This is a genomic window from Acidovorax sp. 59 (assembly GCF_002754175.1).
GTDB classification, from domain to species: Bacteria; Pseudomonadota; Gammaproteobacteria; order Burkholderiales; family Burkholderiaceae_C; genus Acidovorax; species Acidovorax delafieldii.
The window spans coordinates 2,806,197-2,825,664 of record NZ_PEET01000001.1 but is presented as its reverse complement, the minus strand read 5'-3'; the positions used below and the strand labels follow the sequence as shown (position 1 = coordinate 2,825,664).

General features: G+C 65.4%; 17 protein-coding genes. 7 read left to right on the top strand and 10 right to left on the bottom strand.

The genetic code is table 11. The annotated features are described in order from the left end of the window. The first annotated feature begins 98 nt into the window (after positions 1-98). On the top strand, positions 99-623 hold the full coding sequence (locus CLU87_RS12790; RefSeq protein WP_056064476.1) for a M48 family metallopeptidase: 525 nt from the start codon (positions 99-101) through the stop codon (positions 621-623). Between the two features lie 87 nt (positions 624-710). On the opposite strand, the gene murI is transcribed toward CLU87_RS12790, so the two are convergent. From murI to CLU87_RS12775, 3 genes are all read right to left on the bottom strand, one after another. Next, on the bottom strand, positions 711-1,601 hold the full coding sequence (gene murI / locus CLU87_RS12785; protein ID WP_099732165.1) for a glutamate racemase: 891 nt from the start codon (positions 1,599-1,601) through the stop codon (positions 711-713). Between the two features lie 166 nt (positions 1,602-1,767). Further along, positions 1,768-2,469: a DUF6882 domain-containing protein gene (locus CLU87_RS12780; RefSeq protein ID WP_143227277.1), complete on the bottom strand. Its 702-nt coding sequence runs from the start codon at positions 2,467-2,469 to the stop codon at positions 1,768-1,770. Between the two features lie 174 nt (positions 2,470-2,643). Then, entirely contained in the window at positions 2,644-4,212 is a 1,569-nt protein-coding gene (locus CLU87_RS12775) for a fumarate hydratase (protein WP_099730673.1), read from the bottom strand. A 169-nt stretch (positions 4,213-4,381) separates the two neighbouring features. Here CLU87_RS12775 and fumC point away from each other — a divergent pair, with 169 nt between their 5' ends. Continuing rightward, positions 4,382-5,791, top strand: coding sequence for a class II fumarate hydratase (gene fumC, locus CLU87_RS12770; RefSeq protein ID WP_099732164.1), 1,410 nt, complete (start codon positions 4,382-4,384; stop codon positions 5,789-5,791). Between the two features lie 133 nt (positions 5,792-5,924). Here the strand turns inward: fumC and CLU87_RS12765 are convergent, their stop codons facing one another. The 5 genes from CLU87_RS12765 to CLU87_RS12745 all read right to left on the bottom strand — a co-directional run bounded on the left by CLU87_RS12765 (position 5,925) and on the right by CLU87_RS12745 (position 10,313). Further along, the gene (locus tag CLU87_RS12765) at positions 5,925-6,635 is read right to left on the bottom strand and encodes a response regulator (RefSeq protein WP_099730672.1); all 711 of its coding nucleotides are present in this window, start codon (positions 6,633-6,635) and stop codon (positions 5,925-5,927) included. Then, positions 6,632-8,254 (bottom strand): ATP-binding protein, encoded by a 1,623-nt coding sequence (locus CLU87_RS12760; protein ID WP_099730671.1) that lies wholly within the window; start codon positions 8,252-8,254, stop codon positions 6,632-6,634. Before CLU87_RS12760 ends, CLU87_RS12765 begins: the two co-directional genes overlap by 4 nt. 5 nt (positions 8,255-8,259) lie before the next feature. After that, positions 8,260-8,538, bottom strand: coding sequence for a hypothetical protein (locus CLU87_RS12755; RefSeq protein ID WP_099730670.1), 279 nt, complete (start codon positions 8,536-8,538; stop codon positions 8,260-8,262). A 53-nt stretch (positions 8,539-8,591) separates the two neighbouring features. Continuing rightward, positions 8,592-9,500, bottom strand: coding sequence for an intradiol ring-cleavage dioxygenase (locus CLU87_RS12750; protein ID WP_099732163.1), 909 nt, complete (start codon positions 9,498-9,500; stop codon positions 8,592-8,594). 213 nt (positions 9,501-9,713) lie between these two features. Next, positions 9,714-10,313, bottom strand: a complete 600-nt coding sequence (locus tag CLU87_RS12745) for a TIGR00645 family protein (RefSeq protein WP_056064456.1) — start codon at positions 10,311-10,313, stop codon at positions 9,714-9,716. 482 nt (positions 10,314-10,795) lie between these two features. On the opposite strand from CLU87_RS12745, the gene acs reads away from it, so the two are divergent. After that, positions 10,796-12,790: an acetate--CoA ligase gene (gene acs / locus CLU87_RS12735; RefSeq protein WP_099730669.1), complete on the top strand. Its 1,995-nt coding sequence runs from the start codon at positions 10,796-10,798 to the stop codon at positions 12,788-12,790. A 276-nt stretch (positions 12,791-13,066) separates the two neighbouring features. Next, positions 13,067-13,540, top strand: a complete 474-nt coding sequence (locus CLU87_RS12730; protein ID WP_056747132.1) for a hypothetical protein — start codon at positions 13,067-13,069, stop codon at positions 13,538-13,540. A 164-nt stretch (positions 13,541-13,704) separates the two neighbouring features. Here CLU87_RS12730 and CLU87_RS12725 read toward each other — a convergent pair whose 3' ends face one another. After that, the gene (locus CLU87_RS12725; RefSeq protein ID WP_056747133.1) at positions 13,705-14,010 is read right to left on the bottom strand and encodes a c-type cytochrome; all 306 of its coding nucleotides are present in this window, start codon (positions 14,008-14,010) and stop codon (positions 13,705-13,707) included. Between the two features lie 115 nt (positions 14,011-14,125). On the opposite strand from CLU87_RS12725, the gene CLU87_RS12720 reads away from it, so the two are divergent. After that, on the top strand, positions 14,126-14,368 hold the full coding sequence (locus CLU87_RS12720; protein ID WP_099730668.1) for a TIGR04438 family Trp-rich protein: 243 nt from the start codon (positions 14,126-14,128) through the stop codon (positions 14,366-14,368). Positions 14,369-14,562: 194 nt separating this feature from the next. On the opposite strand, the gene ilvD (CLU87_RS12715) is transcribed toward CLU87_RS12720, so the two are convergent. Further along, entirely contained in the window at positions 14,563-16,266 is a 1,704-nt protein-coding gene (gene ilvD / locus CLU87_RS12715; RefSeq protein ID WP_099730667.1) for a dihydroxy-acid dehydratase, read from the bottom strand. A gap of 248 nt (positions 16,267-16,514) precedes the next feature. Between ilvD (CLU87_RS12715) and ilvD (CLU87_RS12710) the strand changes: the two genes are divergently transcribed. After that, complete coding sequence (ilvD, locus tag CLU87_RS12710) at positions 16,515-18,374, top strand: dihydroxy-acid dehydratase (protein WP_099730666.1); 1,860 nt, start codon at positions 16,515-16,517, stop codon at positions 18,372-18,374. 256 nt (positions 18,375-18,630) lie between these two features. Beyond that, complete coding sequence (gene lgt / locus CLU87_RS12705; RefSeq protein WP_099730665.1) at positions 18,631-19,458, top strand: prolipoprotein diacylglyceryl transferase; 828 nt, start codon at positions 18,631-18,633, stop codon at positions 19,456-19,458. Positions 19,459-19,468: the final 10 nt, after the last annotated feature.

Below are 19,468 nucleotides of genomic sequence, written 5' to 3'. Positions count from 1 at the left end.
TCCGATATCTCTCATGCATTGGGTCAACTCTCCAAACGCTTCGATGCCTCTGTGTGGTCGCGCCACTCCATGCCCTGCGCGTCGCTGCCTTGTTGCCTATGAGCACTGATCTTCCGTATCTGCGTTCTTACCCCGCTTCGTTGCAGGACCAGGCGCGCGATCTGCTGGCACAGGGAAAGCTCGGTGCGGTTCTGCAGCGCAAGTATCCGCAGGCGCACGCCGTGCGCAGCGACAGGGCGCTCTACGACTATGCGCAGGAGCTCAAGGCACGCTACCTGCGCAATGCGGGCACGGTCAACAAGGTGCTGTTCGACAACAAGATCCACGTGGTGCGCCACGCGCTGGGCTTGCACACGGCGGTGTCGCGTGTGCAGGGCAACCGGCTGGCGGCCAAGCATGAGATTCGCATTGCCGCGATGTTCAAGCAGGCGCCCGAAGAGTTCCTGCGCATGATCGTTGTCCATGAGCTGGCCCACCTGCGCGAGAAGGACCATGACAAAGCCTTCTACCAGCTCTGCACCCACATGGAGCCGCAGTACCACCAGTACGAGTTCGACCTGCGCCTGTACCTCACCCACGTGGAGCAGGCAGGCACCCGGCTCTGGGGCAGCGACGCGTCCTGACGGCACAGAGCCGCCACACCCAGTTGCTTCATAAATGATAGCGACTGGCGCATATGGATCATGCACCAGAAGCAGATAGAGGCTGAATCAGGGAACTGAAACGCTCCGGCACTGGCTGGGGGGCAGGTCCAGCCACCGCTGGGCTGCTGCCTCCAGCATGGACACCGGCCCCGTGGTGAGCAATTGCACCGATGGGTTGCTTTGGAGGGGCGGCGGTTGATTGCATGGTTTGGATGGCTCGGGCACAGCGAGCAGACCTGCGGTCTCCAGCAGCCGCCGCGTCTGGCGCGCCACGGGCTCTCCAGTCTCAATGACCTGGACCTCAGGCCCCACCAGTGCGCGCAACTCGTGGGCCACAAAGATGTAGTGGGTGCAGCCCAGCACCAGGGTGTCCATCTGCCCAGGGCCTGTACCAAAACTGCCCATCGCCTGAAGATAACGTTCGCACAGTGCGCCAGTCTCCGTGGCACCGACAGGACTGCCGGGGGCGGCAGGTGGCAGGGCCACGCTGCGCTCGATGGCGTGCGCCAGACCATCGCAGGGCTGCACTACAAAGTGGGCTTGATCGGCCAGTGAGGCCATGAGCTTGCCGAACTTGGCGCTGGTCAATGTGCCCCGCGTGCCGATGACACCCACATGCCCTGTTTTTGTCACTGCAAGAGCGGGCTTGACGGCCGGCTCCAGCCCCACGAGGGGCAACTCCGGGTGGCTGCTTCGCACCTCATGAATGGCAGCCGCAGTGGCCGTGTTACACGCCACCACCAGGGCCTTGATGTGGTGCTGCTCGCACAGGTACTGGGTGATGGCATGGGTGCGGGCGGCCACATAGGCGTCGCCACGCTCGCCGTAGGGAGCGTTGCCGCTGTCGGCCAGGTACACGAAGCGCTCGTGGGGCATCGCGGCCAACAGGGCGCGCAGCACGCTCAGCCCCCCGACGCCGCTGTCAAATACACCGATAGGAGAAGAGGCCGACTGCATCAGGGAGCCCATGGTTGGACAAAAGGCTGGATTGTAGGAAATGAGCGTATGTCTGTAGCGTGTGCACCGGGGGCGCTGCGCTGGGACAAGACCATGGATTTTGACAATGAGTCCGGTGCTGTGCCGCCACATACGTCGCTGCAGAGCACAAGAGAAACCGGAGGGATCAGCGCGCGGGTGCTTTGGCCTTGCCGCTGCCACTGGGCGTTGCCTCTGCAACTTTCGGGTGCGACAGCAGGTAGTAGCGTTTGACCACGGCCTTTTGACCCTCTTGGCCCCCGGCGACCAGCTCGCTGCCGATGCTCACCAGCACGCCGGTGGCCTGGTTGAGTTGCGCGGCAAACGCGCACAGATACCAGGCAGCCTCTTCGCTCGCCAACTGCGCGGTATCGGTCTGCAGGATGTCGATGCCATGCTCGCGCCCATACAGGCGCGTGAGCGCGCTGCCCGTGGCGAACGATTTGCGCTTCGGGTCTTTCAGGTCGGGAACGCGTTCAACGGCCTCCCATGCCCAGCGCCGGCTTTCGGGCCACCACGTGCCCAGCAGCTCCGCATCGAACACCGTGCGCTTGCCGCCACGGAGCACGGTGAAGGTCTTGTGGAAAAAGTCCAGCGTGCGCAGTTGGCTGCCCGCCAGGTGCTGGCTGTTCAGCAGCTGTTGGCGTTCGATGTGGGATGCGAGGCTGGCGTCCAGCAGCGCGGCGTCGCGGGCGGGCAGTGCACCGCCAAAGGCGGTCTGTGCGTCGCGCTGCGGAACCATGGGCGGGTTGGCGCTGGCGGACAGGGGTAGGGCGCCGATCAGCGTGGCCAGCAGCAAGGCGTAGAGGAGCTGTCGAAGGGTCTGCGCGAACCCGTGGTTCAAAAGCATGGTGGGGGCGGCAAACGCCGAAGAAGAGGAGTCGGGTCGAGCCCGTATTTTTGCCGAACCGGATGCAGGGATGTGCGTCGGGGCGGCCACAAAAAAACCGCCCGAAGGCGGTTCCTTGTTATTGCACCTTGTGTTGCGGCAGGCACCTTGCGGGCCCTGCCACACCAACGCGCATCAGGCTGCGGCGACGCCGATGCCCTTGAACTCGCCCGAGGCGATGCGCTTTTGCCACTCGGCCGGGCCCGTGATGTGGGCGCTGGTGCCGCCGGCATCCACGGCCACGGTCACGGGCATGTCCACCACGTCAAATTCGTAGATGGCTTCCATGCCCAGGTCTTCAAAACCCACGACCTTGGCGGCCTTGATGGCCTTGGAGACCAGGTAGGCGGCGCCGCCCACGGCCATCAGGTAGGCGCTCTGGTGCTTCTTGATGGCCTCGATTGCGACCGGGCCGCGCTCGGCCTTGCCCACCATGGCGATCAGCCCGGTCTGGGCCAGCATCATCTCGGTGAAGCCGTCCATGCGCGTGGCGGTGGTGGGGCCTGCGGGGCCCACGGCCTCGCCCTTGACGGGGTCCACGGGGCCCACGTAGTAGATGACGCGGTTGGTGAAGTCCACAGGCAGCTTCTCGCCCTTGGCCAGCATGTCCTGAATGCGCTTGTGTGCGGCATCGCGGCCCGTCAGCATCTTGCCGTTGAGCAGCAGCGTGTCGCCGGGCTTCCAGCTGGCCACTTCTTCCTTGGTCAGCGTGTCGAGGTTGACCTTCTTGCTCTTGTTGTAGTCGGGCGCCCAGTTCACGTTGGGCCACAGGTCCAGGCTCGGGGGCGTGAGGTACACCGGGCCCGAGCCGTCCATCACGAAGTGCGCGTGGCGCGTGGCGGCGCAGTTCGGGATCATGGCGATGGGCTTGCTGGCTGCGTGTGTGGGGTACATCTTGATCTTGACGTCCAGCACCGTGGTCAGGCCACCCAGGCCTTGCGCGCCAATGCCCAGCGCATTGACCTTTTCAAACAGCTCCAGGCGCAGCTCTTCGACCTTGTCGAGCGCGGGGCCGCCGGTCTTGGCGGCTTCGGCCTTGGCCTGCAGTTCGTACATGTCCAGGTCGTCCATCAGGCTTTCCTTGGCCATGAGCACGGCCTTTTCGGCCGTACCGCCAATGCCGATGCCCAGCATGCCGGGCGGGCACCAGCCAGCGCCCATGGTGGGCACGGTCTTGAGCACCCAGTCCACCACGTTGTCGCCGGGGTTGAGCATGTACATCTTGGACTTGTTCTCCGAGCCGCCGCCTTTGGCCGCCACGGTGATGTCCACGGTGTTGCCGGGCACGATCTCGGTGAAGATCACGGCAGGGGTGTTGTCCTTGGTGTTCTTGCGGGCGAACTGCGGATCGGCCACGACCGAGGCGCGCAGCGTGTTGTCGGGGTGGTTGTAGCCCCGGCGCACGCCTTCGTTGATGGCGTCGTCCAGGCTGCCGGTAAAGCCTTCCCAGCGCACGTCCATGCCCACTTTCAGGAACACGTTGACGATGCCGGTGTCCTGGCAGATGGGGCGCTGGCCGGTGGCGCTCATCTTGCTGTTGGTCAGGATCTGGGCGATCGCATCCTTGGCCGCCGGACTCTTCTCGCGCTCGTAGGCGCGGGCCAGGTGGGCGATGTAGTCGGTGGGGTGGTAGTAGCTGATGTACTGCAGTGCGCCGGCAATGGATTCGATCAGGTCTTCTTGGCGAATGGTCGTCGTGGTCATGGCGGTGGGGGTTTTAGGGAAAACGCGAACCCCGAATTATCTCCCGGCGGGCTTGCGCGGGCCTGTCAGGGGCGATGGGGGTGGTAGCGCGCCATGGCCTTCGGTGGGTATGCTGCGGGCTGGTGTTTCATTCATTCCCATCCGCTCACCGAGCGCGCAAGGCCCCACCGTGAAGACCTCTACCCCCGACGCGACCGCATACCGTACCGAAAAAGACACCTTCGGCCCCATCGATGTGCCTGCCCAGCGCCTGTGGGGGGCGCAGACACAGCGCTCGCTGCACCACTTCGCCATCTCGGGCGAGCGCATGGCGCCGGAGCTGATCCGGGCGCTGGCGCAGGTCAAGCGGGCCAGCGCCTATGTGAACAACGCGCTAGGCCTGCTCGACGCGGCCAAGACCACGGCCATCGTGGCGGCGGCAGACGAGGTGATCGAAGGCGGTCACCTGCAGGAGTTTCCGCTGGTGGTGTGGCAGACCGGATCGGGCACGCAGACCAACATGAACATGAACGAGGTGCTGGCCAACCGGGCGAGCGAGCTGCTGGGTGGCCCGCGCGGCGAAGCGCGGCTGGTGCACCCCAACGACGAGGTGAACAAGAGCCAGTCGAGCAACGACGTGTTCCCCACAGCCATGCATCTGGCGGCGGTGGACGCACTGATGCACCGCCTGCTGCCCGCGCTGCACGGCCTGCGCACCACACTGGCGGCCAAGGCCAAGGCGTTTGACGGCATCGTGAAGATCGGCCGCACCCACCTGCAGGACGCCACGCCGCTCACGCTGGGCCAGGAGATCTCGGGCTGGGTGGCGCAACTGCAGCATGGCGAGCAGCATGTGCGTGCCGCGCTGCCCCACCTGGGCGAACTGGCGCTGGGAGGCACGGCCGTGGGCACCGGGCTCAATGCCCCCGCCGGTTATGCGCAGGCCGTGGCCAAGGAATTGGCCGACCTGACCGGCCTGCCGCTGGTCACCGCCCCCAACAAGTTCGAGGCCCTGGCCAGCTGCGATGCGCTGGTGCATGCCCATGGCGCGCTCAAGACCCTGGCGGCCAGCCTGATGAAGATTGCCAACGACGTGCGCTGGCTGGCCAGCGGCCCACGCAGCGGGCTGGGCGAGATCACCATCCCTGAGAACGAGCCGGGCTCGTCCATCATGCCGGGCAAGGTCAACCCCACGCAGTGCGAGGCGCTGACCATGCTGTGCGCGCAGGTGCTGGGCAACGACGTGGCCATCAACATCGGCGGGGCCTCGGGCAACTTCGAGCTGAACGTGTTCCGCCCGATGGTGATCCACAACTTCTTGCAGAGCGTGCGCTTGCTGGCCGATGGCATGGCCAGCTTCAACGAGCACTGCGCCGTGGGCATCGAGCCCAACCAGGCGCGCATCAACGACCTGGTGGAGCAGTCGCTGATGCTGGTGACGGCACTCAACCCCCACATCGGCTACGACAAGGCCGCCTTCATTGCCAAGAAGGCGCACAAGGAGGGCACCAGCCTGCGCGCCGCCGCCGTGGCCTCGGGGCATGTGACGGGCGAGCAGTTTGACCAGTGGGTGGTGCCTGCGCAGATGGTGGGGCGCTGAGTCTGCAGGGCTGTTTGGGGGGGTATCGTGGCGTTTTTGAGCCAAATGCACCGGTAGCGCTAGTGCTACATGCCTGAGTAGCTATTAAATTGATAGTTGTCGGCCCCAGGGGGTGTCGCTGGCAGCCTGCCCGTCAGGCCGCTGGCGGGCCCTCGTGGTTCGGGTCCAGCGCAAAGCCCACGCCATACACCGAGCGGATCCAGTCGCTGCCGTCCGTGCTGGCGGCTTTGAGCTTCTTGCGCAGGTTCTTGATGTGGCTGTCGATGGCGCGTTCGTTCACATCCAGCGTGTCGTCATAGGCCTGGTCCAGCAGCTGGGCCCGCGAGAAGATGCGCCCCTTCTGGCGCGCCAGCACCTGCAGCAATTTGAACTCGCGCCGCGTGAGGCCCAGCGGCGTGCCATGTAGCGTGGCCTGCCAGTGCGACTCGTCCAGCATCAAGGCGGCAAGTGGTGTGCTGGCGGAGGAAGCCTCCTGCGCTGCAGCGGTGCGGCGCAGCACGGCCTTGACGCGGGCCACCACCTCGCGCGGCGAAAACGGCTTGCAGATGTAGTCGTCGGCGCCCAGCTCCAGTCCGATGAGGCGGTCCACCTCTTCTACCCTGGCGGTGAGCATCATGATGGGGTGCTGCGTGTGGCGCCGCGCCTGGCGCAATATCTCCAGCCCGTCGATGCCGGGCAGCATGATGTCCAGCAGCGTGAGGTCGGGCGGCGTGGTGAGCATGCTCGCCAGCGCGGCGCGGCCCTCGGCCTGGTGCTCCACCGCATAGCCCGCGTGGCGCAGGTAATCCACCACGATGGCGGCGATGTCGGGTTCGTCTTCGACGACAAGGATGCGTGGGCTCATGGTGCCGGGTTGTCCAGAAGGGGCAAGATCAGTGTGATGCGCAGCCCGCCCAGGGGCGAGGCCTCGGCCGTCAGCGTGCCGCCGTGGGCGAGCACGATGGCGCGGCAGATTGCCAGGCCCAGGCCTGATCCGCCGTGGTCGCGGTTGCGCGAGGTTTCTGCGCGGTACAGGCGCTCAAAGATACGGGGCAGCTCGTGCGCGGGCACGCCGGGCGCGCTGTCGTCCAGCTGCACCTGCAGCTGAGGGGCTCCATCGGCCGGTGGCAGCAGGCGCGCCGCAATGCGCAGCAGGCCGCCCGCGTCGGTGTAGCGCAGGCTGTTTTCCAGCAGGTTCAAAAACACCTGGTGCAGCTGCTGCGCGTCGCCGCGCACCAGGGGGGCCGGCTGGGCGGCGCCTGGTGCGGCCAGGGCATCCAGGCCGCTGGTGTCCACATCGATGCCCGCCTGCGCCAGGCGGGGGCGCATGGAGGCCAGCGCTTCATTCAGCAGCGACAGCGGGTGCACGGGCACCTGGGCCGAGGGTGCGCTGGTGCCCACCGCATCCAGGCTGGCGCGCAGGTCGCCCACCAGCTGGATCAGGCGCATCACCTGCCGGTGCAGGCGCAGCGCGGTCTTGTCGTCAAAGGGGCGGATGCCATCCTGCACGGCCTCGATCTCGGCGCGCATGGCGGCCAGGGGCGTGCGCAGCTCGTGGGCCACGTCGCCCAGCCATTGGCGGCGGCTGGCTTCGATGCTGCCCAGTTGTTCGGCCATGGTGTTGAAGGTGCGGGCCAGCTGGGCCAGTTCGTCATTGCCGTGCACGGGCACGCGGGTGTGCAGGTGGCCCTGCGCAATGCCGCGTGCGCCGGTGGCCAGGGCCTCGACCGGGGCCAGCCAGCGCCGTGCCAGCCAGCCCGACAGGATCAGCGCCAGCGCCAGGCCGACCAGGCCTGTCCACGCCACAAAGCCCAGGTGCTGGGCCAGAAAGGCCTGGTCGGCATCGCTGCGCACGCCCTGCGGGGGCGCCAGCACCAGGTGCCCGATGGTCTGGCCGCCGGCGCCACGCAACGCCAGGCGTGCGCCCCCCGGCTGGGGCGGTGTGCCTGCGACCGGCTGATCTTGTGCATCGAGCAGGCCCAGGCGGGGGTAGATGTCATCCGGGTGGCGCTGGGGTGGCGCTGGGCCCCGGTCCAGGGGCCGCAGGTCGCCGGGTGGAGGTGGGGGCGGGCTGTTGCCAAGGTCGGCGCCACGGCCATTGTCACTGGCATTGGAAGGAGGGGTGCTGGCCGTGCCAGGAGGCTCCGACGGGAGACCGGGCGGCGAGCCGCTGGGGGGGCGGGCGCCACCCGGCCCGCGTGGACCGCCGCCCGGGTGGGTCAGCCGTCCCCACAGGGACGGCTGCCCCCGCAGGCTGTCCCAGCCGCCTGCCTGGGTGTGGTGGGCCTGCAGGCGCTCGGCCAGCCAGTCCATGCGGGTCAGCTCGATCTCGGCCACATACGGCCCCAGGCCCCGCTGCAGGCCCAGGCGCGAGAACCCCACAAAGATCAGCAACAACGCCAGCAGCAGGGCGGCCAGGGCGATGAAGGCTTTGCGGTGCAGCGTCAGATGGGGCACGGGGACGAGGGAGCGCAGGGGTGGCATGGAGGTCAGCGGGCGGGGGGCGGGCCACCTGCGCCGGGGCCACCGGGCCCGCCAGCGGGCATGGCCACCAGGGTGCCGTCCATTGTGCGGCAAGTGCCTGCGAGGCTCTTGCCATCGGGCATGGTCAGCGTGACGGAGGCGCCTTCGGTCTTGCCCTTGCAGGCGGCGTAGGCCTCGGGCGGCGGAGCGGGCGGCGTGCCGCGGGATGGCTGGGCGTGGCTGGGGAACGCTGCGGCGATGGATGCCAGGGCCAGTGCGGCCAAAAGGGTGTGGATCTTGAACATCGGGCGTCTTTCTGGAGATCGAAACAACAGGGGGAATGGAAGAAACTAGGGGCTCAGACCGCGATCGAGATCGTGATGCTGGCGGAGTAGCCGCCGCCGGTGTTGGCCTGCACGGTGGTCATCTCCAGCGTGGTGCCATCGCTGAAGACGTTGTCCGTGGCAAACGACATGGAGGCCAGGTTGCGCACGCTGGCGCTGTAGCCCGAATTGCTGCTGTAGATGCTGCTGAGCAGTGCGGTGGGGAAGGCCAGTTGCGTGGTCTTGATCTTGTTGGCGGCCTTGGTGGCCGATGCCAGCGTGGGGTAGATCTCCAGGTGCATGTGCGGCATGCGGCCCGCATAGCAGCCCGGCACGATGGTGGTGAAGGTCACGGTGCCGTTGGCGTCCGTAGCCTGCACGCCGCGCAGGTAGTTGTCGGCGATGTTGTTGGAGGTGTAGACCGAGTAGTTGCCGTCTTGCGTGCAGTGCCACAGGTAGATGGCGTAGCCCGACAGCGCCGCGCAGCTGGCACTGGTGTTCGTCAGCGTGATGGTGATGGACAGCGGCACGCCGCTGACCTGGGTGGACGATCCCACTGAAGTGCGGATGTCCGAGCGCACGATGCCGCTGAGCGCGAGCACGTTGTAGGTGTTGTTGCTGGCCGTGGAGCCGTCGGCAGGGTAGGGCCCTGCGGTCTCCTCGGGGACGACGGAGCAGGTGGTGGTTGTGCCGGTGCCTGTTCCGGTGCCAGTGCCCGATCCGGTACCGCTGCCGGTGCCAGACCCGGAGTCCGTGCTGCTGCCAGAGTCGGTGCTGGTGCTGTCACTGCCGCCGCCGCAGCCCCACAGGGAGGCGATGCCCAGCGAGCCGAGCGCGCTCAATGCCAGGCGGCGGCTGGTGGCGGTGTGTGTGGACGGGGAGGCTGCCGCAGCGGGTGCTTGCGCCGCGGCTGCGGTCGGGGAGAGAGAGGACAGAGGGGGCATGGATTTCTCCTTCGGGTGGGTCTGCATCGCACTGTGCCTACCGATTGAGGAGAAATCTGGGAGCGCCCAGGGCGCTGAATACCGAGGGGTGCTTACTTCAAATTTGATAGCTGCCAGCGCATATGCGACAGGCGCTACCGGCACTTTTGACCGATATTCAAGTCCCGGGGGCTCCCCCGGCGTTGCCGGGGAGCCTGGGGACCGTCGCCGTACTCAGTGGCGGTCCGACGAGTGCGACATCAGCCGGTCGGTCAGCGCAATGGCCAGGGCGCTGAGCAGGAACACCACATGGATGATGGTTTGCCACATCAGCACCTTGAGGTCGTAGTTGGCGGCGTTGATGAAGGTCTTGAGCAGGTGGATGGAGCTGATGCCGATGATGGCGGTGGCCAGCTTGACCTTGAGCACCGAGGCGTTCACATGGCTCAGCCACTCGGGCTGGTCGGGGTGGTCTTCGAGGTGCAGGCGCGAGACAAAGGTCTCGTAGCCGCCGACGATCACCATGATCAGCAGGTTGGAGATCATCACCACGTCGATCAGCGCCAGCACCACCAGCATGATGATGGTCTCGTTGAGCGCGGTGACCTGGAAATCACTCTTGTAGCCAATGCTGGACACCAGGCTCTGCAGGGCCGCCGTGTTGCCAAACGCGGCTTCGATCAGGTGCACCAGTTCCACCCAGAAATGGAACACATACACCGCCTGCGCCAGGATCAGGCCCAGATACAGGGGCAGTTGCAGCCACCGGCTGGCGAAGATCATGGAAGGCAGGGGGCGCAGTGGCGCTGGGGGCTTGTGTTGGGGAGAGGACATGGCACTCGCAAAGGGTTGCAGGAGGCGCGATTTTAGAACCTGCTCAAAGTCTTTTTGGAGTTGCACGAGTCCCTTGCCGGGATGGGATGCAAGGCGCGGGGCGCAGTGGATAGCCCGGCTATCCACAAGCGCCGCAACGCCGCAGACCGCCCGGCAAGGGACTTGCCCGAAGGGTTGGAGTGAAATCGGGCGATTGAATGCCTCGGCTGCTTGCATGGGCACGAGCCCATGCGGCGCATCCGAAGCATCCACTCATCCCGATTGCACTCCAATGCAATCTCCAAAAAGACTTTGAACAGGTTCTTTGGGCCATCATGTCCCTGCGATGGCAGGTGGGTCCGCGCAGCCTGTGCTGGGGCCGTTTGCGACAGGCGGGCCGCGATGGCGTACTCTGTAAGCTTCGCGCCAGTCAGTGGCCTGTAAGTGCCGCGCCCGACAGTACCGCCCAATTCCAATTCCCATTAGATCCAGGAGACAACACCATGAGTGCGCCCACATCCGCCATCGAGTCCGTGCTGGTTGAGAACCGTGTGTTCCCGCCCTCGGACGCCATCGTCAAAGCCGCGCGCGTGTCCGGCATGGCCGGGTATGAAGCACTGTGTGCCGAGGCCGAGAAGGACTTTGAGGGCTTCTGGGCGCGTCAGGCGCAGGGCAACCTGCAGTGGACCAAGCCTTTTACCCGCACGCTGGACGAGTCCAACGCGCCGTTCTTCCAGTGGTTTGCCGATGGCGAACTCAACGCATCGGCCAACTGCCTCGATCGCCACATTGGCACTGCTACCGAGAACAAGACGGCCATCATCTTTGAAGCGGACGATGGTACCGTCACCAAGATCACCTACAAGGAACTGTTTGCCCGAGTGAGCCAGTTTGCCAACGCGCTCAAGGCCCATGGCGTGACCAAGGGCGACCGCGTGCTGATCTACATGCCCATGACCATTGAGGGCGTGATCGCCATGCAGGCCTGCGCCCGCATCGGTGCTACGCACAGTGTGGTGTTTGGCGGCTTCAGCGCCAAGGCCGTGCACGAGCGCATCATCGACGCTGGTGCCGTGGCTGTCATCACCGCCAACTACCAGATGCGTGGTGGCAAGGAGCTGCCTCTCAAATCCATCATCGACGAAGCCCTGGCCATGGGCGGCTGCGACACCATTCGCAATGTGTTTGTGTACCAGCGCACGGCCACGGCCTGCAACATGGTGGCCGGGCGCGACAAGACCTTTGCCGAAGCACTGGCGGGACAAAGCACCGAATGCGCCCCCGTGGCTGTGGGGGCTGAGCACCCGCTGTTCATCCTCTACACCAGCGGCTCCACCGGCAAGCCCAAGGGCGTGCAGCACAGCACCGGCGGCTATCTGCTGTGGGCCAAGATGACCATGGACTGGACGTTCGACCTGCGCGCCGAGGATGTGTTCTGGTGCACGGCCGACATCGGCTGGATCACTGGCCACACCTACGTCGCCTACGGCCCGCTGGCGGCAGGCGCCACGCAGATCATTTTTGAAGGCATCCCCACCTTCCCGAACGCAGGCCGCTTCTGGCAGATGATCGAGCGCCACAAGTGCACCATCTTCTACACCGCCCCCACCGCCATCCGCTCGCTCATCAAGGCGGCCGAAGCGGACGAGGCGGTACACCCCGCGCGCTCCGACCTGTCGAGCCTGCGCATCCTGGGCAGCGTGGGCGAGCCCATCAACCCCGAAGCCTGGATGTGGTACCACAAGAACGTGGGCGGCGAACGCTGCCCCATCGTGGACACCTTCTGGCAGACCGAAACCGGCGGCCATGTCATCACCCCGCTGCCTGGCGCTACGCCGCTGGTGCCCGGCAGCTGCACGCTGCCTTTGCCCGGCATCACGGCCGCCATCGTGGACGAAATGGGCAACGACGTACCTAACGGCGCCGGTGGCATCCTGGTGATCAAGCGCCCCTGGCCCAGCATGATCCGCACCATCTGGAACGACCCCGAGCGTTTCAAGAAGAGCTACTTCCCCGAAGAACTGAAGGGCTACTACCTGGCCGGCGACGGCGCGGTGCGCAGTGCCGACCGGGGCTACTTCCGCATCACCGGCCGCATCGACGACGTGCTGAACGTGTCCGGTCACCGCATGGGCACGATGGAGATCGAATCCGCCCTGGTCGCCAAGACCGATCTGGTGGCCGAGGCCGCCGTGGTGGGCCGCCCTGACGACGTGACCGGTGAAGCCATTTGTGCGTTTGTGGTGCTCAAGCGCTCGCGCCCCACCGGCGAGGAAGCCAAGCAGATCGCCAACGAGCTGCGCAACTGGGTGGCCAAGGAAATCGGCCCCATTGCCAAGCCCAAGGACATCCGCTTTGGCGACAACCTACCCAAGACCCGCAGCGGCAAGATCATGCGCCGCCTGCTGCGCAGCATCGCCAAGGGCGAGGCCATCACCCAGGACACCAGCACGCTGGAGAATCCGGCAATTCTGGATCAGTTGGCCCAGACCAACTGATCCAGAAGGCGCCGTGCAACGGCGCCAGCGCGCAGCGCTTGCCGGGTCTGGGGACATTCATATCCCGTAGCGATGTGACGTGGCCACAAAACCCATTGATCACCCCGGTACGTGATCGAAGCAGCGGGCCCGCTCACCCGGCGGGCCTGCAGCGCGCGTTGTAGGACGTGATCTCCAATCAGTCCTGCGCCGGCAGCAATTGCCCGTGTATGCGTTACAACGGCAGCATGGCGTGACCGGCCACCCTGGCCGGGCGCTGCTGACCGGAGATTTCCCATGCACTTGCGTTCCATCGTTTTGCTGTTGACGGTGCTGGTGATTGCCGCACTGGCTGCATTGAACTGGCCTGCGCTGGCCGCCCCTTCCCTGGTATCGCTGGGGGTGGTGTCATTTGAAGCGCCGCTCGGGTTGCTCATGCTGGCGCTTACCGCCTTGTTGGGCATCTTCTTCGTGGCCTACGTGTTGTCGCTGCAGGGCTCGGTACTGCTCGAAACGCGCCGCCACACCAAAGAGATGCAGGCACAGCGCGAGCTGGCTGACAAGGCCGAGGCGTCCCGCTTCACGGAGCTGCGTACATTCCTTGAAATCCAGCACAGTCAGGCCCATGCGGCGGTTCTGGCGCGGCTGGACCACCTGGAGGCCCGCCTCGCCGCGCGCGCCGAGGAGTCTGACAACACCACGGCGGCCTATGTGGGCCAGTTGGAGCAGCAGCTGCGCTCCCGCAATTCGCTGGTGACCCCCATCGTGTAGGGCCTATCCTGTGGGTGATCTCCTGGAAGGCGCAGGTACTGTCTGCGCACTCAGAGGGGCGCGGGCGTCGTCCGCAGGCATTAAAAAAGCCGCGTCACTGATCGTGCGCGGCTTTTTGTTGGGGCCGGGACGGTAGAACCCGCGGCCACCACAAGGGCGGCAAATTACTTTTGCGTCAGCACCCAGGCAGCCAGCTTCTTCGCTTCGGCGTCACTCACTTGCGCATTGGCGGGCATGGGTACTGGACCCCACACGCCAGAGCCACCCTTGACGATCTTGGCAGCCAGCTTGTCCACGGCGTCCTTCTGGCCAGCGTATTTGGCTGCCACGTCCTTGTAGGCAGGCCCCACCAGTTTCTTGTCCACTGCGTGGCAAGCCATGCAGTTCTTGGAGGTGGCCAAGGCCAGGTCGGCCATCGCGGGTGCCGCAACCGACAGCGTCAAGGCGAGTGTGATCAGGGAACGCTTCATGGTGGGAATTCCTGTGGTTGAGTTACAGTGCTTTTAATGCGATTGTAGTGACTTGGGTTGACACGCAGTTGTCCCTGGTCAATCCCGCTTTTCGCGGCATTCTTTGGAGAGAGCGATGTATCTGCTGGGTCTGTCCCTTCTCATGCTGGCACTGAAATATTTCGAGATCGGCCCTGTGGCCACGTGGTCGTGGTGGTGGGTGCTGGCGCCCTTCGCCGCCACAGCGCTGTGGTGGGCCTGGGCTGATTCCACCGGCTACACCAAGCGCAAGGCCATGGAGAAGATGGACCAGCGCAAAAAGGACCGCATCAACAAACACAAGGAAGCCTTGGGCATTCGCCCACACAAGCCGCGCTGACACTGGCTCTGGCCCCGCTGCAAGGGGCTCATGGTGGTTTGCGCGATGACTTGTTCTCGTCGTCTATTCAACAAAAAGCCCGCAGTACATGGCGTACTGCGGGCTTTTTGTTGTGAACCGACCACCAGGATAAAGACGTCCGCCGGAGCCTCAACCGTCTTCTCGCCACCGGCCGGTGCACAGCCTCAGCGCGATCAATAGGCGTCCAGCACGGCTCCTTTGCTCGCGCTGGACGCGTTGAACGCAAACTTGGCTTGCACGCCCCGGGTGTAGCGCGGTGCAGGTGCCGTCCAGGCGGCGCGGCGCTTGGTGATTTCTTCGTCCGGCACATTGAGCTGCAGCAGCAGCTGGCGCGCGTCGATGGTGATGCTGTCGCCTTCGTTGACGAAAGCAATCGTGCCGCCCGCTGCGGCCTCGGGTGCCACGTGGCCCACTACCATACCCCAGGTGCCGCCGGAGAAGCGGCCGTCGGTGATCAGGCCCACGCTCTCGCCCAGGCCTGCGCCGATCAGCGCACCGGTGGGTGCCAGCATTTCTGGCATGCCAGGGCCGCCCTTCGGGCCCAGATAGCGCAGCACCATCACGTCACCGGCCTTGATCTTGCCCGCCAGGATGGCTTCGAGTGCCGATTGTTCGTCGTCGAATACGCGGGCCGGGCCGGTGATGACGGGGTTCTTCAAGCCCGTGATCTTGGCTACCGCGCCTTCGGGGCTCAGGTTGCCCTTCAGGATCGCCAGGTGACCCTGCGCGTACATCGGGTTGCTGATGGGGCGGATCACGTCCTGGTCGGCGCGCGGCTCGTTCGGCACGTCCTTCAGCACCTCGGCGATCGTCTTGCCTTCGATGGTGAGGCAGTCGCCATGCAGCAGGCCCGCATTGAGCAAGATCTTCATGACCTGAGGGATTCCCCCTGCGCGGTGCAGATCCACCGCCAGGTACTTGCCGCTGGGCTTGAGGTCGCACAGCACAGGCGTCTTCACGCGCACGCGCTCGAAGTCGTTGATGCTCCACTCCACGCCTGCCGCATGGGCAATCGCCAGGAAGTGCAGCACCGCGTTGGTCGAGCCGCCCGTGGCCATGATCACGGCCACAGCGTTCTCGATGGACTTCTTGGTCACAATGTCGCGCGGCTTGATGTCCTTCTTGATGGCCTCGATCAGCACCTTGGCCGACTCCTTGGCCGAGTTCATCTTCTCATCGTGCGGGTTGGCCATGGTGGACGAATAGGGCAGGCTGATGCCCAGGGCCTCGAACGCGCTGCTCATGGTGTTGGCCGTGTACATGCCGCCGCACGAGCCCGTGCCCGGGATGGCGCGTTTCTCGATTTCCTTGAGGTCAAAGTCGCTCAGCTTGCCCGCTGCGTTCTCGCCCACGGCCTCGAACACGCTCACGATGTTCAGGTCCTTGCCCTGGTAGTGGCCGGGCAGGATGGTGCCGCCATAGACATAGATGGCGGGCACGTTGGCGCGCAGCATGCCCATCAGGCCACCGGGCATGTTCTTGTCGCAGCCACCGACCACCAGCACGCCGTCCATCCACTGGCCGCCCACGCAGGTCTCGATGCAGTCGCTGATGACTTCGCGGCTCACCAGGCTGTATTTCATGCCCTCGGTGCCCATGGCCATGCCGTCGCTGATGGTGGGCGTGCCGAACACCTGGGCGTTGCCACCCGCTTCTTCGATGCCAGCAATCGCCGCATCAGCCAGCTTCTGCAGGCCGCTGTTGCAGGGCGTAATGGTGCTGTGGCCGTTGGCCACGCCCACCATGGGTTTCACGAAGTCGCCTTCCTCGTAGCCCATGGCGTAGTACATGGAGCGGTTGGGTGCGCGCGACTTGCCCTGGGTGATGTTGGCGCTGCGGCGGTTGATGGGTGCGGAGGGCTTGCTGGAGTCGGTCATCGTGGGGCGTCCTGGTCTCGGGGTTGGGGGGGCTGGAGCGGAATGGATCATTCTGCCAGCGCCGTCGCAGCGGGTGGGGGCTGCCCCCGCAATCCCCAGCCCCACCGCCCCGGGCGGGCCTGTGGGGCTGGGCGATAATTGAAAGGTTTGCCCCCGGCACGGCTCAAGAGGTTGTCTGCACGGGCGCGCGAGGGGCCTTTATTCCTGCGGCCCGCTTCCTTTTCAGCGATTTTTCAGAAGCCAGCACGATGCCCATCTACCGTTCCAAAACCTCCACCGCCGGTCGCAACATGGCAGGCGCGCGTTCCCTGTGGCGCGCCACCGGCATGAAAGACGATGACTTCAGCAAGCCGATCATCGCGGTGGTCAATTCGTTCACCCAGTTCGTGCCCGGCCACGTGCACCTGAAGGACCTGGGCCAGCTGGTGGCCCGCGAGATCGAAGCCGCTGGCGGCGTGGCCAAGGAGTTCAACACCATTGCCGTGGACGACGGCATCGCCATGGGCCACGACGGCATGCTGTATTCGCTGCCCAGCCGCGACATCATTGCCGACTCGGTCGAATACATGGTCAACGCGCACTGCGCCGATGCCATGGTCTGCATCTCCAACTGCGACAAGATCACCCCCGGCATGCTGATGGCCGCCATGCGCCTGAACATTCCGGTGATCTTCGTTTCGGGTGGCCCGATGGAAGCTGGCAAGACCCGCCTGGCCAACCCGGTCACCAAGGTCATGGAGTTCAAGAAGCTCGACCTGGTGGACGCGATGGTGATTGCCGCCGACACCAACTACTCCGACGCCGATGTGGCCGAGGTCGAGCGCTCGGCCTGCCCCACCTGCGGTTCGTGCTCGGGCATGTTCACCGCCAACTCCATGAACTGCCTGACCGAGGCGCTGGGCCTGTCGCTGCCCGGTAACGGCACCGTGGTGGCCACCCATGCCGACCGCGAGCAGCTGTTCAAGCGCGCCGGCCGTCGCATCGTCGAGATCGCCAAGCAGTATTACGAGCAGGACGACGAACGCGTGCTGCCGCGCTCGGTGGGCTTCAAGGCGTTCGAAAACGCCATGACGCTCGACATCGCCATGGGCGGCTCCACCAACACCATCCTGCACCTGCTGGCGATTGCGAGCGAGGCCGAGATTCCGTTCACCATGGCCGACATCGACCGCCTCTCGCGCGTGGTGCCACAGCTGTGCAAGGTGGCGCCCAATACCAACAAGTACCACATCGAAGACGTGCATCGCGCAGGCGGCATCATGGCCATCCTGGGTGAGCTGGACCGCGCGGGTAAGCTGCACACCGATGTGCCCACGGTGCACACCGCTACGCTGAAAGAGGCGCTGGACCAGTGGGACATCGTGCGCACGCAGGACGACGCCGTGCGCACCTTCTACATGGCGGGCCCCGCAGGCATCCCCACCCAGGTGGCGTTCAGCCAGAACACGCGCTGGCCCAGCCTGGACCTGGACCGCGCCGAGGGCTGCATCCGCTCGTACGACCACGCTTTCAGCAAAGAGGGCGGCCTGGCCGTGCTGACCGGCAACATCGCGGTGGACGGCTGCGTGGTCAAGTCGGCCGGTGTGGACGAAAGCATTCTGGTGTTCGAGGGCACGGCCCACGTGACCGAGTCGCAGGACGAAGCCGTGGCCAACATCCTGGCCGACAAGGTCAAGGCCGGTGACGTGGTCATCGTGCGTTATGAAGGCCCTAAGGGCGGCCCCGGCATGCAGGAAATGCTCTACCCCACCAGTTACATCAAGTCCAAGGGCCTGGGCAAGGCCTGCGCGCTGCTGACGGACGGGCGCTTCTCGGGTGGCACTTCGGGCCTGTCGATTGGCCACTGCTCGCCGGAAGCCGCTGCGGGCGGCGCCATCGGACTGGTGCAAAACGGTGACCGCATCCGCATCGACATTCCCAACCGCACGATCAACGTGCTGGTGAGCGACGAAGAACTGGCCAAGCGCCGCGAAGCACAGAACGCCAAGGGCTGGAAGCCTGCGCAGCCGCGCCCGCGCAAGGTGTCGGCCGCGCTCAAGGCCTATGCCAAGCTGGTGATGTCTGCCGACAAGGGCGCCGTGCGCGATTTGTCGCTGCTGGACGACTGAGGGTGGTTTTGCGGGGCCGGGTCCCCTGCTGCCGCTCAGAAGCCGCGCCTGGAGGGCGTGGCTTTTTTGTTTTTGCTCCACTTTTGATAGCTGTCGGCGTATGACGGACTGGCGCTTGCTCGGCTTTTTTCTCAGAAACGTGGTGTAGAGCTCCAGCGGATCGCCCTGGCGCGGCTGCGGTCGCCCGGTGGTCCTGCCCGGGGCAGGCGACCCTGCGTGCGGGGTCATCGCCAGCGCGGGCACAATACCCGCCACCATGTTGACCTATCCCCACATCGACCCCGTCGCCCTGCAGATCGGCCCGCTGGCTGTGCACTGGTATGGCCTGACCTATCTTGCGGCCTTTGGCCTGTTCATGTTGCTGGGCATCCGGCGCCTGCAGCACCCGCCCTTTGCCTCCATCACGGGGCCTGGTGCCTGGACGCGCAAGGATGTCGAAGACATCCTCTTCCTGGGGGTGGCGGGCGTGGTCATTGGTGGGCGGCTTGGCTACTGCCTTTTCTACAAGCCGGGCTACTACCTGAGCCACCCGCTGGAGATTTTTGCCGTGTGGCAGGGCGGCATGGCCTTCCATGGCGGGCTGCTGGGTGTGGTGGTTTCGATGCTGTGGTTTGCCCATTCACGCCAGCGCCCCTGGCTGCAGGTGGCTGACTTTGTGGCGCCCTGCGTGCCCACGGGGTTGGCGGCAGGGCGTGTAGGCAACTTCATCAACGGCGAACTGTGGGGCCGCTTTGCCAGCCCCGACCTGCCCTGGGGCATGGTGTTTGCGCACAGCGGCTCCATGCAGCCGCGCCATCCGTCGCAGGTCTACCAGTTCCTGATGGAAGGATTGCTGCTGTTCATCCTGCTGTGGCTGTATGCCCGCAAGGAGCGTCGCCCTGGCCAGGTGGCTGCCGCTTTCCTGTTCGGCTACGGTGTGTTCCGCTTCATTGCCGAATACTTCCGCGAGCCCGACGCCTTCCTGGGCATCCTGTCGCTGGGCATGAGCATGGGGCAGTGGCTGTGTGTGCCCATGATCGTGGGTGGCGCAGCGATGTGGCTGTGGGCGCAGCGGCAGCCGGTGGGGGCGTTGGTTTCAAGGTAAAAACGGGCGA

Excerpts from the sequence above, each read along its gene's own strand:
- CLU87_RS12790 (WP_056064476.1), top strand. The coding sequence starts at position 99 with ATGAGCACTGATCTTCCGTATCTGCGTTCTTACCCCGCTTCGTTGCAG.
- murI (WP_099732165.1), bottom strand. The coding sequence starts at position 1,601 with ATGCAGTCGGCCTCTTCTCCTATCGGTGTATTTGACAGCGGCGTCGGG.
- CLU87_RS12780 (WP_143227277.1), bottom strand. The coding sequence starts at position 2,469 with ATGCTTTTGAACCACGGGTTCGCGCAGACCCTTCGACAGCTCCTCTAC.
- CLU87_RS12775 (WP_099730673.1), bottom strand. The coding sequence starts at position 4,212 with ATGACCACGACGACCATTCGCCAAGAAGACCTGATCGAATCCATTGCC.
- CLU87_RS12765 (WP_099730672.1), bottom strand. The coding sequence starts at position 6,635 with ATGAGCCCACGCATCCTTGTCGTCGAAGACGAACCCGACATCGCCGCC.
- CLU87_RS12760 (WP_099730671.1), bottom strand. The coding sequence starts at position 8,254 with ATGCCACCCCTGCGCTCCCTCGTCCCCGTGCCCCATCTGACGCTGCAC.
- CLU87_RS12755 (WP_099730670.1), bottom strand. The coding sequence starts at position 8,538 with ATGTTCAAGATCCACACCCTTTTGGCCGCACTGGCCCTGGCATCCATC.
- CLU87_RS12750 (WP_099732163.1), bottom strand. The coding sequence starts at position 9,500 with ATGCCCCCTCTGTCCTCTCTCTCCCCGACCGCAGCCGCGGCGCAAGCA.
- CLU87_RS12745 (WP_056064456.1), bottom strand. The coding sequence starts at position 10,313 with ATGTCCTCTCCCCAACACAAGCCCCCAGCGCCACTGCGCCCCCTGCCT.
- acs (WP_099730669.1), top strand. The coding sequence starts at position 10,796 with ATGAGTGCGCCCACATCCGCCATCGAGTCCGTGCTGGTTGAGAACCGT.
- CLU87_RS12730 (WP_056747132.1), top strand. The coding sequence starts at position 13,067 with ATGCACTTGCGTTCCATCGTTTTGCTGTTGACGGTGCTGGTGATTGCC.
- CLU87_RS12725 (WP_056747133.1), bottom strand. The coding sequence starts at position 14,010 with ATGAAGCGTTCCCTGATCACACTCGCCTTGACGCTGTCGGTTGCGGCA.
- CLU87_RS12720 (WP_099730668.1), top strand. The coding sequence starts at position 14,126 with ATGTATCTGCTGGGTCTGTCCCTTCTCATGCTGGCACTGAAATATTTC.
- ilvD (WP_099730667.1), bottom strand. The coding sequence starts at position 16,266 with ATGACCGACTCCAGCAAGCCCTCCGCACCCATCAACCGCCGCAGCGCC.
- ilvD (WP_099730666.1), top strand. The coding sequence starts at position 16,515 with ATGCCCATCTACCGTTCCAAAACCTCCACCGCCGGTCGCAACATGGCA.
- lgt (WP_099730665.1), top strand. The coding sequence starts at position 18,631 with ATGTTGACCTATCCCCACATCGACCCCGTCGCCCTGCAGATCGGCCCG.